This window comes from Kineococcus deserti, assembly GCF_050871945.1.
In the GTDB taxonomy this organism is placed as follows: domain Bacteria; phylum Actinomycetota; class Actinomycetes; order Actinomycetales; family Kineococcaceae; genus Kineococcus.
The window spans coordinates 1-21335 of record NZ_JBJLSI010000009.1; the positions used below are offsets into that span (position 1 = coordinate 1).

Here is a 21335-nt window from a genome sequence, read left to right on the forward strand (position 1 = left end):
AGTACGCGCGCACCGCGGAGAGCGTCCTGTCCGCCGACGTTCGTGACCACTTCGACGTCGTCGGTTTCGACCCGCGCGGGGGTCCGGCCGTCCGGGGTGGTTCAGGCGCCGATGAGCCGCGCGGCCAGCCAGCCGGTGACCTGCGACAGGCCCACGCGCTCCTGCGCCATGGAGTCGCGTTCGCGGATGGTCACGGCCTCGTCCTCGAGGGTGTCGAAGTCGACCGTGATGCAGTACGGCGTGCCGACCTCGTCGTGGCGGCGGTAGCGGCGGCCGATGGCGCCGGCGTCGTCGAACTCGACGTTCCAGTGCTTGCGCAGCTCGGCCGCCAGGTCGCGCGCCTTGGGCGAGAGCTGCTCGTTGCGCGACAACGGGAACACCGCGGCCTTGACCGGGGCCAGGCGGTGGTCCAGCCGCAGCACGGTGCGCTTGTCCACGCCGCCCTTGGTGTTCGGGGCCTCGTCCTCGGTGTAGGCGTCGACGAGGAACGCCATGAGGGAGCGGGTCAGGCCGGCGGCGGGTTCGATGACGTAGGGGACCCAGCGTTCACCCTTGGTCTGGTCGAAGTACGACAGGTCCACGCCCGATTCCTTCGAGTGCGTCGACAGGTCGTAGTCGGTGCGGTTGGCGATGCCCTCGAGCTCGCCCCACTCCGAACCCTGGAACCCGAAGCGGTACTCGATGTCCACGGTCCGCTTGGAGTAGTGCGACAGCTTCTCGGCCGGGTGCTCGAAGAACCGCAGGTTGCCGGGGTCGACGCCCAGGCCGGTGTACCAGGACATGCGCTCGTCGAGCCAGTACTGGTGCCACTGCTCGTCGGTGCCGGGCTCGACGAAGAACTCCATCTCCATCTGCTCGAACTCGCGGGTGCGGAAGATGAAGTTGCCGGGGGTGATCTCGTTGCGGAAGCTCTTGCCGATCTGGCCGATGCCGAACGGCGGCTTCTTGCGGGCCGAACCCATGACGTTGGCGAAGTTCACGAAGATGCCCTGGGCGGTCTCGGGGCGCAGGTAGTGCAGGCCCTCCTCGTCGTCGACCGCACCGAGGTAGGTCTTCATGAGCCCGGAGAAGTTGCGGGGTTCGGTCCACTGCCCGCGCACGCCGGTGTCCGGGTCCGGCACGTCGGCCAGGCCGTTCGCCGGCGGGTGACCGTGCTTGGCCTCGTAGGCCTCCAGCAGGTGGTCGGCGCGGTAGCGCTTGTGGGTCTGCAGCGACTCGACCAGCGGGTCGGTGAAGACCTCGACGTGACCGGAGGCCTCCCACACCTTGCGGGGCAGGATGACCGAGGAGTCCAGGCCCACGACGTCGTCGCGGGAGGAGACCATCGTGCGCCACCACTGGCGCTTGATGTTCTCCTTCAGCTCCACGCCGAGCGGGCCGTAGTCCCACGCCGACCGGGTGCCCCCGTAGATCTCCCCCGCGGGGAAGACGAAACCGCGCCGCTTGGCGAGGTTGATGACGGCGTCGAGGCGGGAAGTGGCCACGCTGGGGTCTCCTGTCCGGCTGGGTGTCGGCGGTGCGGCGCGGGGTCCGCGCACGCGAGGAGAGGTTACGCGCTGAGCGCACAACCGCGCCGACCGGTCACACGTCCCCCGGCGACGACGTAGGGTGACCTGACTCTCCCGGTGCGAGCGGGGGCGGACGAAGGAGGACGACCAGCCGTGTCGGCGCCAGCCCGTCGGTCGACCAAGCAGCGTTCGGCCGTGTCCGCGGTCCTGGACGAGGCCGACGCGTTCCTGTCGGCCCAGGACCTGCACGCCAGGCTGCGCGAGCGCGGCGAGAACGTCGGCCTGGCCACCGTCTACCGCGCCCTGCAGGTCCTGGCCGAGGACGGCGACGTCGACGTCCTGCGCACCGACGACGGCGGCGAGGCCGTCTACCGCCGGTGCAGCACCGGTCACCACCACCACCTCGTGTGCCGCCGCTGCGGCGCGACCGTCGAGGTCGAGGGTCCCCAGGTCGAGGCCTGGGCCAAGCGCGTCGGGGCCGAGCACGGTTTCACGGCCGTCCAGCACGTCGTCGAGGTCTTCGGCGTCTGCGCCGACTGCAGCGCCAAGGCCTGAGCCCGCTCCCCGGCCTCCCCGGCCTCCCCGGCCTCCCCGGCCCGGCGGGGGCCGGGTGGGCTCAGCGCTGGCCCAGCCACGGTTCCAGGCCGTCCTGGGCGGCCTTCCAGCCCCGGGCCTCGGCCGGTGTCGCGAGGATCCGTCCGAACGCGGCGCTGACCCGCTCGGCGTCGCCCTCGTCGACACCGGTGACGACGAGCCGGGTCTGCGCACGTTCACCGCGCGAGGTGTCCCACTGCCCGATCGCGCCGATGCTCAGCTGACCGCCGGCGCCGTCCCAGGCGCACACGACCCCCGGTCGCGAGGGGACCCAGAACACCCCGCGGGCCCGCAGCCGGCCCGCGCCGACGGCCTCGATCTCGTCGAGCAGGCGCTGGGGGTGCAGTCCCGCCGCAGTCCGCAGGTCGAGGGTGAACACCCCCAGCCGGTCTCCCGCGCCGCTGGGCCGGGCGGCGCGCGGGTCGCTGCGCGGCGACGGTTGCGCCGCGGCGGGGCGACGTCCGGCGAGCACGTCGGCGGCGTCGGCGGCCAGCAGGTCGGCCACGACGCACCCCGGGGCGGTGACGTGCTCGAGCAGCACGGCCGACCGCTGCGGCAGGTGGCCCTCGACGAGCACGAGGTCGGCCTCGTCGAGCTGGTGGGCGAGCACCTCGCCCACGGCGCGGTCGTCGTCGTGCGGGAACCGGTCGGCCAGCAGCTCGTCACCGAGCAGGTCCACCAGCAGGTCCGGGCCGGAGCAGACGGTGACGACGCCGGTCACCGACACCAGTTCGCCGACCTCCTCGTCCAGCGCGAGCGCCTGCAGCGCGGGCAGTGGTTCGGCCGCCACCGGCAGGGCCAGCACGAGCCGGGCGAAGCGGCCGCTGCGGGCGATGGCCGCGAGGGTCGGCAGGACGTCCTCGCGCAGGGTGCAGCCCAGGCAGGCGTGCTCCAGCGGCACGCGGACGTCCTCGAGGACCTGCCCGAACTCGCTCACCAGCCGGCGCAGCGACTGCGGCGACACGTCGTAGCGCAGCAGCACGGTGCCCGGCTCGCCCCACAGGGCGGCTGCGGTCGCACTGTCGCGCAGCACGGGGTCCATCGAGGTCAGCACGGTCACCGGGAGTCTCACAGCACGCTCCTTCTTGAGATTCGTTCTCAGTAGGGTGACGCTAGCAGACGCCCGACGCGCCCCGAGCGCTGCCACGTGCTGAGCACGAGCAGTGACCACAGGTAACGTCAGGGCCCGACCACCGCCCCAAAGACCCAGGGAGAACCTGTGAACCGCTCCGAACTGGTCACCGCCGTCGCGCAGCGCGCCGGGCTGACGCAGTCCGACGCCGACTCGATGCTCAACGCGCTGGGTGACGTCCTCGTCGAGGCCGTCGCCAAGGGCGAGGCCGTCAAGGTCCCCGGCCTGCTGACCGTGGAGCGCGTCGAGCGCGCCGCCCGCACCGGCCGCAACCCGCGCACCGGCGAGACCATGGAGATCGCCGCGTCCTTCGGCGCCAAGCTCACCGCCGGTTCCAAGCTGAAGGCGGCCGCCGCCGGCAACTGACCGGCCCGCCGGACAGCGGCGACACGCACGCCCGCCTCCCCCGGTTTTCGTCCAGAGCGGCGAACGCGCAAGACTGCCCCCGCTGCTCGCCCGCGAGCGGTGCTGTGACAATCGACACAGCAAGGGAAGTCAGCACGTGCACTCGGAGTCAGCGTCGACCCCCGGGCACCGGCAGGGAGGCGAGGCGTCGCATGACGAGCGTGGACGAGGGCCTGGGCGATGGCCTGGACGAGGCCACCGGCGTGACCGGTCCCGGGGACGGCCCGGTACGCACGTCCGCCGACGTGCTGGCCACCGACGGCGTCTCCTCCGACGAGGGCCACGCGGCGCTGCGCGCCTCGGTCCGCAAGCTCGGTGAGCTGCTCGGGGCGTCCCTGACGCGGCACGAGGGCCGTGAGCTCCTCGACCTCGTCGAGCAGGTCCGGGCCCTGGCCCGCCGCCCCGACGACGGCGCCGAACTGGCCAAGCTGCTGTCGGGCGTGGACGACGCGACCGCGATCAACCTGGCCCGGGCCTTCACGGCCTACTTCCAGCTGGCCAACGCCTCCGAGCAGCTGCACCGCGGCCTGGAGCTGTCGCGGGCCTCCACCGGCGGCCTGGACGGTGCCCTGGAACGGCTCGGCGACGCCGTGCGCTCCGGCGACCTGGACCGCGCCACGGCCCAGGAGATCCTCGGGCGCCTGCAGCTGCGGCCGGTCTTCACGGCCCACCCCACCGAGTCCAGCCGCCGCTCGGTCCTGGACCTGCTGCTGCGCATCACCACCATCGTCGAGGCGTCGGAGGACACCTCCCAGCGTCCCCTCGACGCCCAGCGCGGTCAGCGCCGGCTGGCCGAACTGGTCGACGAGCTGTGGCAGACCGACGAACTGCGCGTCCTGCGTCCCCGCCCCACCGACGAGGCCCGCTCGGCGCTGCACTACCTGCGCAACCTCACCTCCACCGTCCTGCCCGACCTGCTCGAGGACCTCGCCGTGGGGCTGGCCGACCTCGGCCTGGAGCTGCCGGCCGACGCCCAGCCGCTGCGGTTCGGCAACTGGGTCGGCGGCGACCGCGACGGCAACCCCAACGTCACCCCCGAGGTGACGGCCGAGGTGCTCGCGATGCAGCACGACGCCGCCCTCGACGTCCTGAGCGCCGCGACCCGCGACCTCATGACCGAGCTCGCCGCCTCCACCCAGATCGTCGGGTTCTCCGAGGAACTGCTGAGCTCCCTGGAGGCCGACGCGGAGGTCCTGCCCGAGGTGCGCGCGGCGCGCGAGCACCTCAACGGCGAGGAGCCCTACCGCTTCAAGCTGTCGTACGTGCTGGCCCGCCTGGAGGGCACCCGCGCCCGGCTGCACAGCGGCGCCGAGCACGTGCCCGGCCGCGACTACTCCTCGGTCCAGGAGTACACGGCCGACATCCGGATGCTGCAGGAGTCGTTGCGCGCCAACGACGGCGAGCTCGTCGCCGACGGCGCCGTCGCCCGCCTGCTGCGCGTGACCCGCGCCGTCGGCTTCGGCCTGGCCACCCTGGACGTGCGGGAGGACGCCGGAAAGCACCACACGGCGCTGGCCGCGATCTACGACCGGCTCGGCGAACTGATCACCCCCTACGCCGACCTCGACCGGGCCGCGCGGACCAAGCTGCTGTCGAAGGAGCTCACCGGGCACCGCCCGCTCATCGGCGCGGCCGCGCGCACCCTGACCGGCACGCCGGCCAAGGTGGTGCAGCTCTTCTCGACCATCCGCACCTCGCTGGACCGTTACGGCGACGACGTCATCGAGACCTACATCGTCTCGATGACCAAGGGCATCGACGACCTGTTCGCCGTCGTCGTCCTGGCCCGCGAGGTGGGTCTGGTCGACCTGGCCGAGACGCCCGGGGCGAACGACGTCGCGCGCATCGGTTTCGCGCCGCTGTTCGAGACGGTCACCGAGCTGGAGAACGCCGAGGAACTGCTCGAGGGGCTGCTGTCCGACCCCTCCTACCGCCGCGTCGTCGCCGCCCGCGGTGACGTGCAGGAGATCATGCTCGGCTACTCCGACTCCTCCAAGGACGCCGGGATCGCCGCCTCGCGCTGGCAGATCCACCGCGCCCAGCGCGCACTGCGCGACGTCGCGGCCCGGCACGGGGTGACGTTGCGCCTGTTCCACGGCCGCGGCGGTTCCGTCGGCCGCGGCGGCGGCCCCACCGGCGAGGCGATCCTGGCCCAGCCGTACGGAACCCTCGACGGCCCGATCAAGGTCACCGAGCAGGGCGAGGTGATCTCCGACAAGTACGTCCAGCCGCGCCTGGCCCGGCACAACCTGGAGGTGGCCCTGTCGGCCGCGCTCGAAGCCTCCACGCTGCACCGCGCACCGCTGCAGGCCGGGGAGACGCTGCAGGGCTGGGACGAGACGATGTCCGTGGTGGCCGCCAAGGGCCAGGAGGCCTACCGCGCCCTGGTCCGCGACCCGGGCCTGGTGCCGTTCTTCCTGTCCGCCACCCCGGTCGAGGAGCTCGGCAACCTCAACATCGGCTCCCGGCCCTCCCGCCGCCCCGGCGGCACCGGCGGCCTGGAGGACCTGCGGGCCATCCCGTGGGTCTTCGGCTGGACCCAGAGCCGCATCAACGTCCCCGGCTGGTTCGGCGTCGGCTCGGGCCTGGAGGCCGCCCGCGCAGCCGGCCACGGCGAGGACCTGCGCGCGATGTACGCGGACTGGAACTTCTTCCGCAGCTTCGTGTCCAACGTGCAGATGACGCTGGCCAAGACCGACCTCGGGATCGCCGCGCACTACGTCGAGGAACTCGTGGCCCCCGAGGCCCGCGACGCCTTCGACACCATCCGCGCCGAGCACGCCACGACGCTGGAGCAGATCCTCTGGCTCACCGGCCAGGACGAGCTCCTGCAGTCCTCCCCGGTCCTGAAGCGGACGCTGGAACTGCGCGACGCCTACCTGGCCCCCCTGCACGCGCTGCAGGTCTCGCTGCTGGCCCGTTCCCGCGCCAGCGGTCAGGACGTCGACCCCGCGCTGCGCCGCGCACTGCTGCTGACGATCAACGGCATCGCCGCGGGGATGCGCAACACGGGCTGACGCGCGTGGCCCGGGTTCGGACCGTTGACGCATCGGGCCGGTAGGTCCGGCCGGATGCGTCGACGGTCCGCTCTCAGGGGGCCGGCGTCGGGGTGTCCGCGGCGCCGCCGTAGCGCCGGTTGCGCGTCGCGTAGGTCTCGATCGCCTTCCACAGCGCCAACCGGTCCACGTCGGGCCACAGGACGTCGGAGAACACCATCTCCGCGTACGCCGACTGCCACGGCAGGAAACCCGACGTCCGCTGCTCGCCCGAGGACCGCCAGAACAGGTCCACGTCGGGCATGTCGGGTTCGTCGAGGTACTTCGCGACGGTCTTCTCGTCGACCTTGTCCGGGTTCAGCTTGCCGGCGGCGACGTCGAGGGCGATGAGGCGCGCGGCGTCGGCCAGCTCGGCCCGGCCGCCGTAGTTCACGCACATCGTCAACGTGCAGACCGTGTTGTCCTTGGTGAGTTCCTCGGCGGCCTCGAGTTCGTTGATCACGCTGCGCCACAACCGGGGACGACGTCCCGCCCAGCGCACCCGGACGCCCCAGGAGTTCATGACGTCGCGCCGCCGGCGGATGACGTCGCGGTTGAACCCCATGAGGAAGCGGACCTCGTCGGGGCTGCGCTTCCAGTTCTCGGTGGAGAACGCGTACGCCGACACGTGCGTCACGCCGATCTCGACGGCTCCGGCGACGACGTCCAGCAGCGACGCCTCGCCCATCTTGTGGCCCTCGATGCGCGACAGGCCCCGCTGGTTGGCCCACCGGCCGTTGCCGTCCATGACGATCGCCACGTGCTGGGGGACCAGGTCGGCGGGCAGCTGCGGCGGCCGCGCCCCGGACGGGTGCGGCGGCGGCGCGACCACCTCCCGCGGCTCGGGACGGCTGGCGGCACGACGAAGACCTGGCACGGACCCAGGGTGCCAGGTGAGACGATGCACCACGTGCACGCCCACACACCTCTCCCCCTCACGGCACTGGTCCGCCACGGCGAGACCGACTGGAACCGCGACGGCAGGCTGCAGGGCCGCACCGACATCCCGCTCAACGACACCGGCCGCGCCCAGGCCCTCGACCTGGCCCGTCAGCTCGTCGGCCAGGGCTGGGTGGCGATCACGTCCTCCCCGCTGTCGCGGGCGCGCGAGACCGCGCAGATCATCGCCGACGTCCTGGACCTCGAACTGCTCGCGCCGCACGACGACCTGGTCGAACGCGACTTCGGGCAGGCCGAGGGCGGCGACCGCGAGGACCTGGCCGCGCGGTTCCCGGACGGCGAGCGCCCCGGTCAGGAGTCCTGGGCGGACCTGGCCGCCCGCGGCGCCGGGGCGTTGCGCCGGCTGCGTGCCGAGCACGGCGACGACCCGCTCATCGTCGTGGCCCACGGCACCTTCATCCGCGGCACCGTCGACGGTCTGGTGGGCGTCGAACTGCCGCGGCTGGCCAACGCGACGTCGGTGCTCGTCGAGGGTTCGGGGGACGACTGGCGGCTGGCCCGGGAACCCCAGAAGGCCTGAGTCAGAAGGCGCAGCTCCAGAACTCCTCCAGGAACGCCGGCGTCACGGGCGAACCGAACTCGGTCTGCGTCAGCAGGATCCCCACGGTCGCCGTGGTGGGGACGACGTGCGCGCTGGTGCCCGATCCGCCGACCCAGCCGTACCGCCCGGTGTCCGGGTGCACCGAACCGCCGAAACCCCACCCCTCGGCCTGGAGGAACAACTCCCCCTCCCGGCGCTGCCCCTGGCCGAGGTGGTTCGTCGTCATGAGCCGTACCGACTCCGGGGACAGGACACGTCCGGGGACGAGGAGTTCGCGGGCGAAGGCGTACCAGTCGTCGAGGGTTCCCACGAGCCCACCGGCTCCCGAGGGGAACGCCGGCGGCGCGCCCCACCGGCCGTCGGCGGAGTCGGTCGGTTCCAGACCGTTCCCGGTCGACCGGTAGGCGGCGCAGAACCGGTCCAGGTCGGTCACGTGGAAACCCGCGTCGCGCATGCCGAGAGGGCGCAGCACGCGGTCCGAGACCACCTCGGGGAACGGCCGGCCGGCCACCCGGGACAGCAGGACGCCCAGCAGGTCGTAGCTGGTGCCGTACAGGAACGCCTGCCCCGGCTGGTGGCGCAACGGCACCGCGGCCAGGTCCGCGATCCAGCGGTCCGGCGGCTGCATCAGGTCGATCTCCAGCCCGGGCTGCAACGTCAGCAGCCGTTCCACCCAGGCGCCCTCGAACGTCGAGGGGAAACCCCACCCGCAGCACGACGTCAGCACGTCGGTCACGGTGATCGGCCGCTCGGGGGGCACCGTGTCGTCCAGGCCGGCGCCGGGCTCGCGCAGCACCCGCACCCCGCGCAGTTCCGGCAGCCACCGCTCGACCGGGTCCTCGAGCCCCAGCGCCCCGTCCTGGACGAAGGTCATCGCGGCGGCCGCGGTCACGGGTTTGGTGATCGAGGCGTAGCGGACGATCGTGTCCCGCCGCACGGGGCGTCCCGTGGCGAGGTCGGCGACCCCGGCGGCGGCGACCTCCTGCTCCCCGGCCCGATCGACCAGGGCGACCGCCCCGGCGACGGTGCCCTCGCGCACCCAGCTCTCCAGCAGTTCCGTCAGCACGGGACTGCTGACCGCGCGGTCAGCGGGAAGTCATCGACTCCTCCCGTTCGACGTGCCGCAGCGAGCGGATACCGCGTTCGAGGTGCCACTGCAGGAACGCCGCGACCAGGCCGCTGCCCTCCTTGCGGCAGCGCTCCTCGGTCTCGTCGGCGACCGACCAGTCGCCGGTGAGCAGCGCGGCCAGCAGCTCCAGGGTCTGCGGGTCGGGGGCGGCCGAGCCCGGTGGCCGGCAGGGGGTGCACACCGCGCCACCGGCGGCGACGTGGAACGCGGCGTGCGGTCCGGGTTCGCCGCAGCGGGCGCAGTCGGCGAAGCTCGCGGCGTACCCGGCGATGGCCAGCGAGCGCAGCAGGTAGGCGTCCAGGACGAGCGGGGCGTCGTGCTCGCGGCGCGTCAGCGTCCGCAGCGCCCCGACGAGCAGCAGGTGCTGCTGGGTGGCGTTCTCCCGTTCGACCTCGGTGAACCGCTCGGCGGTCTCCAGCAGGGCGTGCCCGACGGTGTAGAGGCCGTAGTCGGCGGCCAGCACCTGCCCGTAGGGCGCGATGACGTCGACCTGGGTGATGGTGTCCAGCGACCGGCCGCGGTGCAGCTGCACGTCGACGTAGGTGAACGGCTCGAGCCGGGCGCCGAAGCGCGAGGACGTGCGCCGCACCCCCTTGGCCACGGCGCGGACCCGGCCGTGGTGGCGGGTCAGCAGCGAGACGATGCGGTCGGCCTCACCGAGCTTGGTGGCGCGCAGGACGACGGCCTCGTCGCGGTAGCTCTTCGCTCCCCCGATGCTCGACCCGCTCGCTCTGACAGCCACCGGGCCACTGTAGGCGCCGGTTCCGACACTGCGGCTCAGGCGGTGGTCAGGCGGTCGCGCCCCGAGCGCTTGGCCAGCGCGCAGGCCCGGTCGGCGGCGGCGAGCGCCTCGGCGGCCGGGGCGGGACCGGCCAGCCCGACCGACACCGTGACCCGCAGCCCCAGGGAGATCTCCAGCCAGGGTTCCTTGCGCACGACCTCGAGCAGCTTCTCGGCCGTGGCCGCCGCCCCGGCTCCCCCGCCGGGCACCAGGACGACGAACTCGTCGCCGCCGTAGCGGACCACGACGTCGTCGTCGGAGACGTTGCGCTGCACCAGGTCGGCGATCCGCTGCAGAACGGCGTCACCGGTGTCGTGACCGTGCTCGTCGTTGACGGCGCGGAAGCGGTCGACGTCGAGCAGGACGGCGCTGAACCGCTGGTCGGGCCGTTCCAGCACCTGCTGCAGGCGGCGCCGGTTGCCCAGCCCCGTCATGGGGTCGACCAGGGCGGTGCGGCCGATGCGTTCGTGCTGCTCGGCCATCTCGCGCTGGCGGATGCGGTCCTGCAGGGCCTCGAACCGGCTCTCGCGGTCCTCCCACAGCCGGGTCAGCGACACCTGCGCGAGCTGCTCGAGGGCGTCGGCGGCCTCGCTGCGGCCTTCGTGCCGCACGGCGTTGCGGGCGCGGACGGCCAGGGCCGTCAGCCCCCACACGTCCAGCTGCGTCGCCGAGGACACGCGCTGCACCGCGTTCAGCAGCTCGGTGGCCCCGGCGCGGTCACCGGCGTCGGAGGCCGCCGTCGCCGCAGCGATGCGGGCGATCTGGGTCTCGGCCAGTTCCTCGCGCAGCCGGAAGGCGGCCATCGCGGGTCGCAGCCGGGCCTGGGCGAGGTCGGCCTCGCCGGTGCGCTGCAGCACGAACGCCTCGAGGGCGTCGGCGCGCGCGGCCATCTCGGGGTAGTCGGTCTCCAGGGCCAGCCGGCGCATGCGCGCGACCCGGGCGAGCGCGACGGCGTAGTGCGGCCAGGCCTCCCCGCCGCGGCCGGCGACCTCGAGCATCGCCCCCCAGGAGACCTGCAGGACGGCCGCCTCCTGGGCGACGTTGAGCCGGACCCGGGCGGGCGGGAACGTCAGGGCCAGCATCTGGACCATGAGCTCGTCGGCCGGTTCGAACAGGGCCAGCGCGTTGAGCGCCAGGGCGACCGACATGGTGGCCGACAGGTGGTCGTAGCCGCGGATCGGCTGGGCGGCGACGATGAGCTGCCCCTCGGCGAGGTGGTCCATCGCCAGCGCGGTCATGCCCAGGTCGACGCGGGACTCGGCGAGCAGGGCGAGCGCCTTGGCGCGCCACACCTGGTCGACGCCGGGGCCGAGCCGGCGCAGCAGGCGGCCGGCCTCCTCGCTGGCCTCGCCCGCACGGCCGAGCTGGTGCAACGCGACCCCGCTGATGAACTGCAGGTACCGGGCGGTGCGCTCGTCGCCGGCGGCCTCGCAGAAGGCCAGCGCCTCGCGCGCGGCGACGATGGCGCGTTCGCCGTAGCCGTCGAGGTAGAGCTTGTGCGCCCACTCCGCCAGCGCGTCGAACGCCCCGAAGGGACTGACGGGTTCGAGCTCGGTGCCCACCGTGCCCCTCCGTCCCGTTGATCACTCGTGGTGACTGATCTTAACGGCCCGCGAGTCGTTGCGAGGGGTGGACCTTCTAGATGCACGCTCAACCACATCCCCGTCGTGATCCCGCACGGTACACCGCGCAAGATCACGACGGGCTGCGTCGATCAGCGCAGGGCGCGGTTGACCGCCGAGACGATGGCCTTCAGCGAGGCCGTCGTGATGTTGTGGTCGATGCCGACGCCCCACAGGACGCGGCCGTCGACGGCGCACTCGACGTACGCCGCGGCCTGCGCGTCGCCACCGGCGGACAGCGCGTGCTCGGCGTAGTCCAGGACCCGCACGTCGACGCCCTGGCTGCCCAGCGCCGAGCAGAACGCCGCGATGGGCCCGTTGCCGGTCCCCTGCACGGTGTTCTCGGCGCCGCCGTCCAGGAGGTCGACCTCCAGCACGTCGGCCCCGTCGACCTGGCTGACCGAGCGGGTGGCGCGCAAGGCGAATCGGCCCCACTGCGGCGTTCCCGTCTTCGAGGGCAGGTACTCGTCGGAGAAGACGTCGAAGATCTGCGCGGAGGACACCTCCCCGCCCTGGGCGTCGGTGCGCTCCTGGATGACGCGGGAGAACTCGATCTGCAGCCGGCGCGGCAGGTCCAGCTGGTGCTCGGCCTTCAGCAGGTAGGCGACCCCGCCCTTGCCGGACTGGGAGTTCACCCGGATCACGGCCTCGTAGGAGCGGCCGACGTCCTTGGGGTCGATGGGCAGGTAGGGCACGGCCCACTCGATCTCGTCGACGGTCTTCCCGGCGGCCGCCGCGTCGCGCTCCATCGCCTCCAGGCCCTTCTTGATGGCGTCCTGGTGCGAGCCGGAGAACGCCGTGAAGACCAGGTCGCCGCCGTAGGGCACCCGCTCGCCGACGGGCAGCTGGTTGCAGTGCTCCACGGTGCGGCGGACGAGGTCGATGTCGGAGAAGTCGATCTGCGGGTCGATGCCCTGGCTGAACAGGTTCATGCCCAGCGTGACGAGGTCGACGTTGCCGGTGCGCTCGCCGTTGCCGAACAGGCAGCCCTCGATGCGGTCGGCGCCGGCCAGGTACCCCAGTTCCGCCGCAGCGACTCCCGTGCCGCGGTCGTTGTGCGGGTGCAGCGACAGGATGACGTTCTCGCGGTGGTTCAGGTGCCGCGACATCCACTCGATGGAGTCGGCGTAGACGTTGGGGGTGGCCATCTCGACCGTGGCGGGCAGGTTGACGATGACCTTGCGCTCGGGGGTCGGCTCGAAGACCTCGACGACCTCGTTGCAGATGCGGGCGGCGAACGCCAGCTCGGTGCCCGTGTAGGACTCCGGCGAGTACTCGTAGTAGACCGTCGTGTCCGGGATCGTCTCCTCGAACTTCCGGCACAGCCGCGCCCCCTGCAGCGCCAGGTCGACGATGCCGTCCTCGTCCATCCCGAAGACCACGCGCCGCTGCAGCACCGAGGTGGAGTTGTAGAGGTGGACGATCGCCTGCTTGGCCCCGCGCAGGGACTCGTAGGTGCGCTCGATGAGGTGCTCACGGGCCTGGGTCAGCACCTGGATGCGCACGTCGTCGGGGATCAGGTCGTTCTCGATCAACGTGCGGACGAAGTCGAAGTCGGTCTGGGAGGCCGAGGGGAAACCCACCTCGATGTCCTTGTAGCCCATCTGCACCAGCAGCGTGAACATCCGCAGCTTGCGCTCGGAGTTCATCGGGTCGATCAGGGCCTGGTTGCCGTCGCGCAGGTCCACGGCGCACCAGCGCGGCGCCTGCGTGATCGTCTTCGTCGGCCAGGTGCGGTCGGGCAGGTCGACGACGATCTGCTCGCCGAAGGGCCGGTACTTGTGGAACGGCATGGCCGAGGGCTTCTGGGTGTTCTCCACTGTCTTCTCCTCACGGGGCTGGCTGCTGTGGCGGCCGGCGCGCACGACGAGGTCCCGCGACGGGGAGACCGGCCTAGCTGGCCCCGCCGCGGCGACGAAGGAGGAGGTTCTCCAGTCGAGCCATGCGACCACCGTACCCCCATCGCCGTGGCACGGACACCTCGCCCGACGGGCCCACGTCTGCGGGCGTTGTCCGCCCATGTGGACGTGTGGCACGATGGCGGCACCTCCGACGACGAAGGACGGACGATGACCAGCAGAATCACCGAGGTCACGATCACCCCGGTCGCCTTCCGCGACCTCCCGCTGCTCAACAACGTCGGCGTCCACGAACCCTTCGCCCTGCGCAGCGTCGTCGAGATCCGCACCGAGGACGGGGTCAGCGGCCTCGGCGAGAGCTACGGCGACGCCGCCCACCTCGACCGCCTGCGCGCCGCGGCCCAGCGGCTGGAGGGCCTCGACGTCTTCGACCTGCACGCCCTGGGCCGCGAGGTCGTCGCCTCGCTGGCCGGCGACACCACCACCGGCGGGCACGGCATGGGCCTGCAGGTGACCAGCTCGAACACCGCCGACCGCGTCCTGTCCCCCTTCGAGGTCGCCTCCCTGGACGTGCAGGGCAAACTGCTCGGCCGCCCCGTCAGCGACCTGCTCGGCGGCGCCGTGCGCGACGAGGTCGCCTACAGCGCCTACGCCTTCTACAAGTGGGCCGGGCACCCCGGGCAGGACGAGGACGAGTGGGGCGCCGCGCTCGACCCAGCCGGTGTCGTCGCCCAGGTCCGCCGCATGGTCGACGAGTACGGGTTCACCGCGGTCAAGCTCAAGGGCGGCGCGTTCCCACCCGAGCAGGAGGTGGAGGCGATCAAGGCCCTGCGTGCGGAGTTCCCCGACCTGCCGCTGCGACTGGACCCCAACGGCGCGTGGACACCGGAGACCTCCGTGTGGGTCGCCGAACAACTCGAAGGCGTCCTGGAGTACCTCGAGGACCCCACCCCCGGCATCGAGGGCATGGCCACCGTCGCGGCGAAGCTCAAGGGCCGCACGGACATGCCGCTGGCCACGAACATGTGCGTCGTGGCGTTCGGGCACCTGCCGCCGGCCATCGCCGCCGACGCCGTGCAGGTCGTGCTGTCCGACCACCACTTCTGGGGCGGTCTGCGGCGCTCGCAGGACCTCGCGCGGATCTGCGAGGTGTTCGGCCTGGGGTTGTCGATGCACTCCAACTCCCACCTCGGCATCAGCCTGGCCGCCATGACCCACCTGGCGGCGGCGACCCCGAACCTCGACTACGCCTGCGACACGCACTGGCCGTGGAAGCGCGTCGAGGACGACGTCGTCGTCCCCGGCGTCCTGTCGTTCTCCGGCGGGGCCGTGAAGGTCCCGACGACGCCCGGGCTCGGCGTCGAACTCGACCGCGACGCCCTGGCCCGGTTGCACGAGCAGTACCTGGGCTGCGGGATCCGCAACCGCGACGACACCGGGTACATGCGGACGGTCGATCCGGGTTTCTCCCCCCGCACCGCCGTCTGGTGACCCGCGGGGAGCACCCTTCCCGCTCTCCTCGAGTCGTCCACGAGGTCGGGAAGGGTGCTCTCCGCCGGATCAGCGGCGGCGCAGCACCGCGTGCTCCAGCCCACGGGCCAGGGCGTAGCCGGCCACGGACAACGCCGCCACGACGGCGGCGACGATCCACATCATCCGGTAGTCCAGAGTTCCGCGGCTGGCGCCCAGCAGGTTCCCCAGCCCGGTGCCGGTGACGAACTGCTCGGCCAGCACGACGCCGGTCAACGCCCGCGGCACCGCCAGGCGGACGGCCGACAGCACGTGCGGCAGCGCCTGCGGCAGGACGTACCGGCTCAGGACGGTGGTCCGGGAGGCGTTCACCGACCGCAGCACCTGCAACGGACCGGTGGGGGCGGCGGCGATCCCCTGCGAGATCGCCACCAGGGCCGGGAAGAACGTCACCGACACCGTGACGAGCACGATCGTCAGCGTGCCCCGGCCGAACAGCAGCGCGATGAGCGGGGTCAACGCGACCAGCGGCATCGTCTGGCTGAGGAACGCGAACGGCAGCACCGTCCGCGCCGCCGCGGGGAACACGCTCAGCGCGACCGCGAGGACCAGCGCCAGCAGCAACCCGGCGCCCGCACCGAGCACGGCCGGCGGCAGGCTCACCGACAGCGCGTCGAGCAGCTCCGCCCGGCGCTCGGCCGCGATCGGTGCCGTCGTCAGCGCCTCGACGACGTCGAGCGGGGAGTTCATCAGCGTGCGCGGCAGCCCGGTCGCGGCCAGGAACGCGTACCAGGCGACGACCACCACGGCCAGCCCGCCCAGCGGCCACAGGAACCGCACCGGGTTCCGCGTCGTGCGACCCTGCGCCGGCACCTCGGCGGCGAGCCGCGCCGTGTCCGCCCCGGCCGCCGCCCGCAGCACCCCGAAGACCCCGTACACGACGACGCTCAGGACCGTCGCGGTCAAGCCGACGGCCCACAGCGCCGCCGGATCCGCGCGCCCCATGGATCCCAGCAGGTAGACACCGAGACCGTCTCCCCCACCGAGGAACTCACCGAGCATCGCACCCAGCACCGCGGCCGGGGCCGCGACCTGCAGACCACCCAGCAGGTCCGGCAGGGCCGCCCGGGCACGCACCAGCGCAGCCGCCCGGAACGCGCCACCACCGGCGGACCGGACCACCGCGAGCGCGTCACCGGGCGCCTGGGACAACCCCAGACCGGTCGCGACCAACGTCGGGAAGAACACGCACAACGCCGCGAGCAGGACCCGCGGCCACGGCGCCTCGAACGCGATGCCCAGGATCGGCGCGACCACCACGACCGGCAGGCAGAACAGCACGACGGTCAGCGCCCGGCCCAGCCGCTCGGCCACGGGCGACAACGCGAACAGCACCGCCACGAAGACCGCCACGAGGTTGCCCAGGGCGAACCCGGCCGCCGCGCTCGTCGTGGTGGCGAGCACGTGGTCGGGGTAGTCGGCGCGGTGCTCCCACCACGATCCCGCGATGGCGGTCAGCGGGGGGAAGGCGGAGACCAGACCGCTGCGGCCCAGCAGTTCCCACAGCACGGCCAGGACGAGGAACGAGGCCCCCGTCCGGGCGACCCTCACGCCGCGACTCCCGCCACCGCCGCCGCCAGCCGCCGCGAGACGTCGTCGCAGAACGCGTGGAACTCCGGTGCGCGCAGCAGTTCGACGTCCCGTGGCCGCGCGAAGGGCACCTCGACGACGTCGCACACCCGGCCGGGCCGGGCGCCCATGACGACCACCCGGTCGGCCAGGAACACGGCCTCGGAGATGGAGTGCGTGACGATGACGGTCGTGCTGCGCCGCCGCGTCCAGATGCGCTGGAGCTCGACGTTCATCGACACGCGCAGCAGTTCGTCCAGCGCGCCGAACGGTTCGTCGAGCAGCAGCAGGTCCGGATCGAGCGCCAGCGCGCGGGCGATCGCCACCCGCTGCCGCATCCCACCGGACAGCTGCCGGGGCCGGGCGTCGGCGAACCCGTCCAGCCCGACCAGGGAGATGAGGTCGTCGATCGCGGAGCGGTCGACCTTCCGGCCGGCGGCCTCCAGCGTCAGCGACACGTTGCGGCGCACCGAACGCCACGGCAGCAGCGAGGGGTCCTGGAACGCGACCCCCACCCGGCCGGTGCGCCGGGCCGCCGAGGGGGACCCACCGTCCACCTCGACGACCCCGCTGGTCGGTTCGTCCAGGTCGCCGAGCAACCGCAGCAGGGTCGACTTCCCGCACCCCGACGCACCGATGAGCGCGGTGAACGAGCCGGCCGGGAACTCCAGGTCGATGCCGTCCAGCGCGGTGACGTCGCCGGACCGTCCGGCGTAGGTGCGGCGCAGACCGCGGACCGAGACGGTCGCACTCACGCGCCGGCCCCGTCGCGCCAGGCGCGCAGTTCCTCGATGGGCGGCAGGAACTCGTGCTCGGTGCCGGGCAGCATGTCCCAGCGCACGAAACCGGCGGTCCGGCCGTGGTCGGGAACGTGCAGCGCGCGGGTCGGGGTGACGATCCAGTCGACGGCGACGTCGTGCGGTTCGCCGTCGAGGTGCTCGTCGACGACCTGCTCGTCGTGGACGACGTCGACGACCACGGAACCCGCACCGGTCAACCCGATCTCCGACAGCACCGCCCACTCCAGGTCGAAGTAGCCGTGCCCCTTGCCGAAGCGGATCCCGTTGCTGCTCACGGCCGATCCGCCGGTGATCAGCAGCGGCAGTTCCGGTCCGCCGCGCAGGTCGGCGAGGCTGACGGGCGTGCCGTACCAGTCCAGGCCGTCCAGCGTCGCGGCGTAGTTCACGTCCCGCTCCGGGACGACGCCGGGACCGATCTGCAGGAACCCGCGGCGGATGCCGTAGGTCGTGACCAGCAACGTCTTGCCGGCGTACAGCGCCTCGCGGCGCAGCAGTTCGGTGGAGTTGTCGGGCGTGATGAACACGCGCTCGGCCCGCCGCCAGGCGTCGAGCTCGAGGACGCGGGCGGTGGCCTCCGAGCTGCCCTCGAAGTCGGCGATGAAGGAGGAGAAGTCCCAGTGGAACCGGGAGTCGGGGCGTCCGACGCGGCGCAGGGCCGCCCAGATGCGGTCCCGGTGCTGCTGGACGATGTCGACGCTCACGAGGTGCGGCCCTTCAACGGTGCGGTGCGCTCGCCGGGGGCGGGGCGCAGGGACTTCAGGTACGGGTTGTCGGTGAGGCGTTCCTCGCCCACCGCGTTCCAGGTGATCCCGGCCGGCCGGGCCGGCGGGACGGTGTTCTCGTGCGAGCGCGACGGGGTCAGCACCGTGTCGACCCGCACTCCCCCCGCCAGCGGTTGCAGGGGGACCGAGACGACCTGCTCGTCGTGGGCGATCCCGACCACCGCGGTGGCGGCGTCGGCCAGGCCGAGTTCGGCCAGGATGCCCCACTCCAGGTCCAGGTAGGCGCTCTCGCTGCCGACGTGGACGCCGTCGGTGCTGAACGCGACGGCGCCGGTGACCAGCAGGTCGACGTGCGACAGGACCCGCAGCGCGGCCAGGTCCAGCGTCGTCCCGAACCTCTCCAGACCGTCGAGCGTCGCGGCGAACTCCCGGTGCTCGGCCGGGACCGCGGAGGCGTCGAGCCGGACGAAACCGCGCCGCAACCCGTAGGTGGGCACGACGACGGTCTTGCCGTCGTCGAGGGCGGCCCGCACGAGGGCGCGCAGGCTGTTGTCCGGGGTGATGACGACGAGGTCCGCGGCGCGGTACTCGGCGCGCTCGCGCAGGGTGGCGAGGCACTGCTGCGACCCGGCGAAGTCGGGCACGAAGGCGTGCACGTCCAGGTGCCACCGGCTGTCCGGGATCGCGATGCCGCGCAGCCGTTCCCCGATCAGCGCCCGCAGCTGGGCGTGCCGGCGCACGTACGTCCCGCGGCCGGGCTCGGAGCTGAGCAGCCCGTCCCGGACGAGTTCCTCGGTGGCCCGACGCAGCGTTCCCCGGCTGACGCCGAAGCGTCCCGTCAGCACGCTCTCGGCCGGTAGCGGCCCGTCGTCCTCCCAGGGGTGGGTCAGCGCGAGTTCGCGCAGGGCCGCAGCGACCTGCGCGTACGCCGGACCCGTCGTCACCGGGATCACAGGTCCTCGAGCAGCGAACCGTCGAACATGTCCTCGGTGGCGGTCAGGCCGACGAGGGCGAGGGACTCGATGGTGGCGGCGATGCTCTCCGGGGTCAGCGCGAAGATCCCGGCCTGGTCCTCGACGAGAGGCTTCTGGGCCTGGTTGAAGAACAGCTCGTTCTCCAGGGTGCGGCCGGTGCCCTCGAACCAGGTGTCCATGAACTGCGGCGGGTACAGCGCCGGGTCGGCGAGGTTCGCCTCCCAGCCGCGACGGCTCGCGCGCAGCCACGCCACGACGTCCTCGCGCCGGTCCTCGAGCAGTTCGCGGGTCACGACGACGGTGTCGTTGGGGATCCGGTAGCCCGCGTCGTACAGCAGGAAGGAGGAGGCGGCGGCGCCGGCCTGCTCGAGGGTGAACGGCACGTTGGTCACGAAGTCGAGGGTCGCGTCGACCTCGCCGTTCAGCAACGGGGTCGGGTCGTAGGCGTAGGGCACGACGCTCACGCCGTCGAGGGCGATGTCGTTGACCGTCAGCATCGCCTCGAAGGCGAGCCGGTTCACGTCGGGCACCGCGACGGTCCTGCCGACGAGGTCAGCCGGGGTGGCGATGCCGCTGGCCGCCAGCGAGACGACCCCGAGCGGGTTGCGCTGGTACTGGGTGCCCACGACGACGAGCTCGGCGCCCTGCTCGGTGATGGCCGACACGGTGGTGTCCGGGCTGGTGAGCGCGATGTGCGCGGCGCCGGACAGCAGCGAGCTCTCGGGGATGACGCTGGGGCCGCCGGAGACGTACTCCAGCTGCAACCCCTCCTCGGCGTAGTACCCCTCGTCGATGGCCACGAAGTAGCCGGTGAACTCCGCGTCGTTGATCCAGGAGGCCTGGAAGGTCAGGGAGCGGTCCCCGGCGTCGCCGGTCGCGGAGTCGTGGCGCGAGCAGCCGGCCGCGAAGAGGCCGAGGGCGCCGAGGGCGGCGCCGCGCAGGACGGTGGCACGGGTGGGGTTGCGCACGGGTACTCCGGATCTCGCGACAGGTGGTGAGGGCCCATGGTGCACGACCCGTGTTTCAGAGGTGTAAACGTCTAGTCGTTTGAATGTCTTCTCGGAGGACGTGCGAGCATGCACGCGTGTCTGCCTTCGCCGCGCTGCCCAAGGTCGAGCTCCACCTGCACGCCGAGGGGACCCTGGAGCCCGAGCTCGCCTTCGCGCTGGCCCGGCGCAACGGCGTCGAGCTGCCGTTCGCGACCGAGGACGACCTGCGTGCGGCCTACGACTTCACCGACCTGCAGTCCTTCCTGGACCTCTACTACGCCACCACGGCCGTCCTGCGCACCCGCCGCGACTTCCACGACCTGCTCTGGGCCTACCTGGAACGTTCTGCGGCGCAAGGCCTGCGGCACGTGGAGGTGTTCTTCGACCCGCAGGCCCACACCGTGCGCGGCGTGGCCTTCACCGACGTCGTCGACGGCCTGACCGACGCCCTGACCCGCGCGGGGACCGAACTGGGCGTCACGGGCGGGCTCATCCTGTGCTTCCTGCGCGACCGTCCCGTGGCCGAGGCCGCGCAGACGCTGGAGGAGGCCCGCACCCGGCTCGACGTGCTGCTCGGCGTCGGCCTGGACTCCGCCGAGGTCGGCTTCCCGCCCACCCCCTTCGCCGGGGTCTTCGCCCGCGCGGCCGAACTGGGCCTGCACCGCGTCGCGCACGCCGGTGAAGAAGCGCCGGCGTCCTCAGTCCTGGAGGCGCTGGACGCCCTCGGCGTCGAGCGGATCGACCACGGGGTGCGCTCGCTGGACGACCCCGACCTCGTCGCCCGCCTGGTGCGCGAGGAGGTCCCGCTGACGGTCTGCCCGCTGTCGAACCTGCGGCTGCGGGTCGTCGACGACCTGGCGGAGCACCCGCTGCCGGCGATGCTGGCGGCCGGGCTGAAGGTCAGCCTGAACTCCGACGACCCCGCCTACTTCGGCGGGTACGTGGGCGACACCTTCGACGCCGTGGCCGAGCACCTCGGCCTGGACGACGCGACGGCGGCCCTGCTGGCCCGCAACGCCGTCGAGGGGTCCTTCGCCGCACCCGCGCGCAAGGCGGAACTCCTGGCCGGCATCGACGCCTGGCTCGCCACCCGCTGACCCACCCCACCCCCTTCCCGACGATCGAGGACTCGAGAACGACGATCGAGGATTCGCGACGTCTGCCGAATCCTTGATCGCCGGGGTC

Annotated in this window: 18 protein-coding genes; 6 read left to right on the forward strand and 12 right to left on the reverse strand. The window is 72.6% G+C overall.

The window, feature by feature from the left end; genetic code table 11:
• Positions 1-101: 101 nt before the first annotated feature.
• Positions 102-1484 carry a glycine--tRNA ligase gene (locus tag ACRYR2_RS09350; protein ID WP_432562585.1) on the reverse strand — a complete coding sequence of 461 codons (1383 nt, stop codon included), beginning with the start codon at positions 1482-1484 and terminating at the stop codon, positions 102-104.
• A 177-nt stretch (positions 1485-1661) separates the two neighbouring features.
• Here ACRYR2_RS09350 and ACRYR2_RS09355 point away from each other — a divergent pair, with 177 nt between their 5' ends.
• The gene (locus tag ACRYR2_RS09355) at positions 1662-2063 is read left to right on the forward strand and encodes a Fur family transcriptional regulator (RefSeq protein WP_432562586.1); all 402 of its coding nucleotides are present in this window, start codon (positions 1662-1664) and stop codon (positions 2061-2063) included.
• A gap of 61 nt (positions 2064-2124) precedes the next feature.
• Here the strand turns inward: ACRYR2_RS09355 and ACRYR2_RS09360 are convergent, their stop codons facing one another.
• Positions 2125-3174 (reverse strand): GTP-binding protein, encoded by a 1050-nt coding sequence (locus tag ACRYR2_RS09360; protein ID WP_432562587.1) that lies wholly within the window; start codon positions 3172-3174, stop codon positions 2125-2127.
• Between the two features lie 147 nt (positions 3175-3321).
• Here ACRYR2_RS09360 and ACRYR2_RS09365 point away from each other — a divergent pair, with 147 nt between their 5' ends.
• Both ACRYR2_RS09365 and ppc read left to right on the forward strand, forming a co-directional pair.
• Positions 3322-3600: an HU family DNA-binding protein gene (locus ACRYR2_RS09365; RefSeq protein ID WP_432562588.1), complete on the forward strand. Its 279-nt coding sequence runs from the start codon at positions 3322-3324 to the stop codon at positions 3598-3600.
• Positions 3601-3791: 191 nt separating this feature from the next.
• Positions 3792-6656 (forward strand): phosphoenolpyruvate carboxylase, encoded by a 2865-nt coding sequence (gene ppc / locus ACRYR2_RS09370; protein WP_432562589.1) that lies wholly within the window; start codon positions 3792-3794, stop codon positions 6654-6656.
• A 73-nt stretch (positions 6657-6729) separates the two neighbouring features.
• Here the strand turns inward: ppc and ACRYR2_RS09375 are convergent, their stop codons facing one another.
• On the reverse strand, positions 6730-7551 hold the full coding sequence (locus ACRYR2_RS09375) for an isoprenyl transferase (protein ID WP_432562590.1): 822 nt from the start codon (positions 7549-7551) through the stop codon (positions 6730-6732).
• A 24-nt stretch (positions 7552-7575) separates the two neighbouring features.
• Here ACRYR2_RS09375 and ACRYR2_RS09380 point away from each other — a divergent pair, with 24 nt between their 5' ends.
• Positions 7576-8154 carry a histidine phosphatase family protein gene (locus ACRYR2_RS09380; RefSeq protein WP_432562591.1) on the forward strand — a complete coding sequence of 193 codons (579 nt, stop codon included), beginning with the start codon at positions 7576-7578 and terminating at the stop codon, positions 8152-8154.
• A gap of 1 nt (position 8155) precedes the next feature.
• Here ACRYR2_RS09380 and ACRYR2_RS09385 read toward each other — a convergent pair whose 3' ends face one another.
• The 4 genes from ACRYR2_RS09385 to leuA form a co-directional block, all read right to left on the reverse strand.
• Positions 8156-9238: a serine hydrolase domain-containing protein gene (locus ACRYR2_RS09385; protein ID WP_432562734.1), complete on the reverse strand. Its 1083-nt coding sequence runs from the start codon at positions 9236-9238 to the stop codon at positions 8156-8158.
• 22 nt (positions 9239-9260) lie between these two features.
• Positions 9261-10046, reverse strand: a complete 786-nt coding sequence (recO, locus tag ACRYR2_RS09390) for a DNA repair protein RecO (protein ID WP_432562592.1) — start codon at positions 10044-10046, stop codon at positions 9261-9263.
• Positions 10047-10081: 35 nt separating this feature from the next.
• Positions 10082-11647, reverse strand: coding sequence for a GGDEF domain-containing protein (locus ACRYR2_RS09395; protein WP_432562593.1), 1566 nt, complete (start codon positions 11645-11647; stop codon positions 10082-10084).
• A 152-nt stretch (positions 11648-11799) separates the two neighbouring features.
• Complete coding sequence (gene leuA, locus ACRYR2_RS09400) at positions 11800-13527, reverse strand: 2-isopropylmalate synthase (RefSeq protein ID WP_432562594.1); 1728 nt, start codon at positions 13525-13527, stop codon at positions 11800-11802.
• 249 nt (positions 13528-13776) lie between these two features.
• On the opposite strand from leuA, the gene ACRYR2_RS09405 reads away from it, so the two are divergent.
• Positions 13777-15057, forward strand: coding sequence for a glucarate dehydratase family protein (locus tag ACRYR2_RS09405; RefSeq protein ID WP_432562595.1), 1281 nt, complete (start codon positions 13777-13779; stop codon positions 15055-15057).
• A gap of 69 nt (positions 15058-15126) precedes the next feature.
• Here ACRYR2_RS09405 and ACRYR2_RS09410 read toward each other — a convergent pair whose 3' ends face one another.
• The 5 genes from ACRYR2_RS09410 to ACRYR2_RS09430 are packed head-to-tail and all read right to left on the reverse strand — an operon-like array spanning position 15127 to position 20129.
• Positions 15127-16647: an ABC transporter permease gene (locus ACRYR2_RS09410; RefSeq protein WP_432562596.1), complete on the reverse strand. Its 1521-nt coding sequence runs from the start codon at positions 16645-16647 to the stop codon at positions 15127-15129.
• Positions 16644-17420: an ABC transporter ATP-binding protein gene (locus tag ACRYR2_RS09415; protein ID WP_432562597.1), complete on the reverse strand. Its 777-nt coding sequence runs from the start codon at positions 17418-17420 to the stop codon at positions 16644-16646. Before ACRYR2_RS09415 ends, ACRYR2_RS09410 begins: the two co-directional genes overlap by 4 nt.
• The gene (locus ACRYR2_RS09420) at positions 17417-18166 is read right to left on the reverse strand and encodes a 5-formyltetrahydrofolate cyclo-ligase (protein WP_432562598.1); all 750 of its coding nucleotides are present in this window, start codon (positions 18164-18166) and stop codon (positions 17417-17419) included. Before ACRYR2_RS09420 ends, ACRYR2_RS09415 begins: the two co-directional genes overlap by 4 nt.
• The gene (locus ACRYR2_RS09425; RefSeq protein WP_432562599.1) at positions 18163-19131 is read right to left on the reverse strand and encodes a 5-formyltetrahydrofolate cyclo-ligase; all 969 of its coding nucleotides are present in this window, start codon (positions 19129-19131) and stop codon (positions 18163-18165) included. The genes ACRYR2_RS09420 and ACRYR2_RS09425 overlap by 4 nt, the downstream gene beginning before the upstream one ends.
• A gap of 5 nt (positions 19132-19136) precedes the next feature.
• Positions 19137-20129, reverse strand: coding sequence for an ABC transporter substrate-binding protein (locus ACRYR2_RS09430; protein WP_432562600.1), 993 nt, complete (start codon positions 20127-20129; stop codon positions 19137-19139).
• Positions 20130-20245: 116 nt separating this feature from the next.
• Here ACRYR2_RS09430 and ACRYR2_RS09435 point away from each other — a divergent pair, with 116 nt between their 5' ends.
• Entirely contained in the window at positions 20246-21247 is a 1002-nt protein-coding gene (locus ACRYR2_RS09435; protein ID WP_432562601.1) for an adenosine deaminase, read from the forward strand.
• The last annotated feature ends 88 nt before the right edge of the window (positions 21248-21335 follow it).

Coding starts and splice junctions, on each gene's coding strand:
- ppc (WP_432562589.1), top strand. CDS start 3,792: ATGACGAGCGTGGACGAGGGCCTGGGCGATGGCCTGGACGAGGCCACC.
- ACRYR2_RS09380 (WP_432562591.1), top strand. CDS start 7,576: ATGCACCACGTGCACGCCCACACACCTCTCCCCCTCACGGCACTGGTC.
- ACRYR2_RS09405 (WP_432562595.1), top strand. CDS start 13,777: ATGACCAGCAGAATCACCGAGGTCACGATCACCCCGGTCGCCTTCCGC.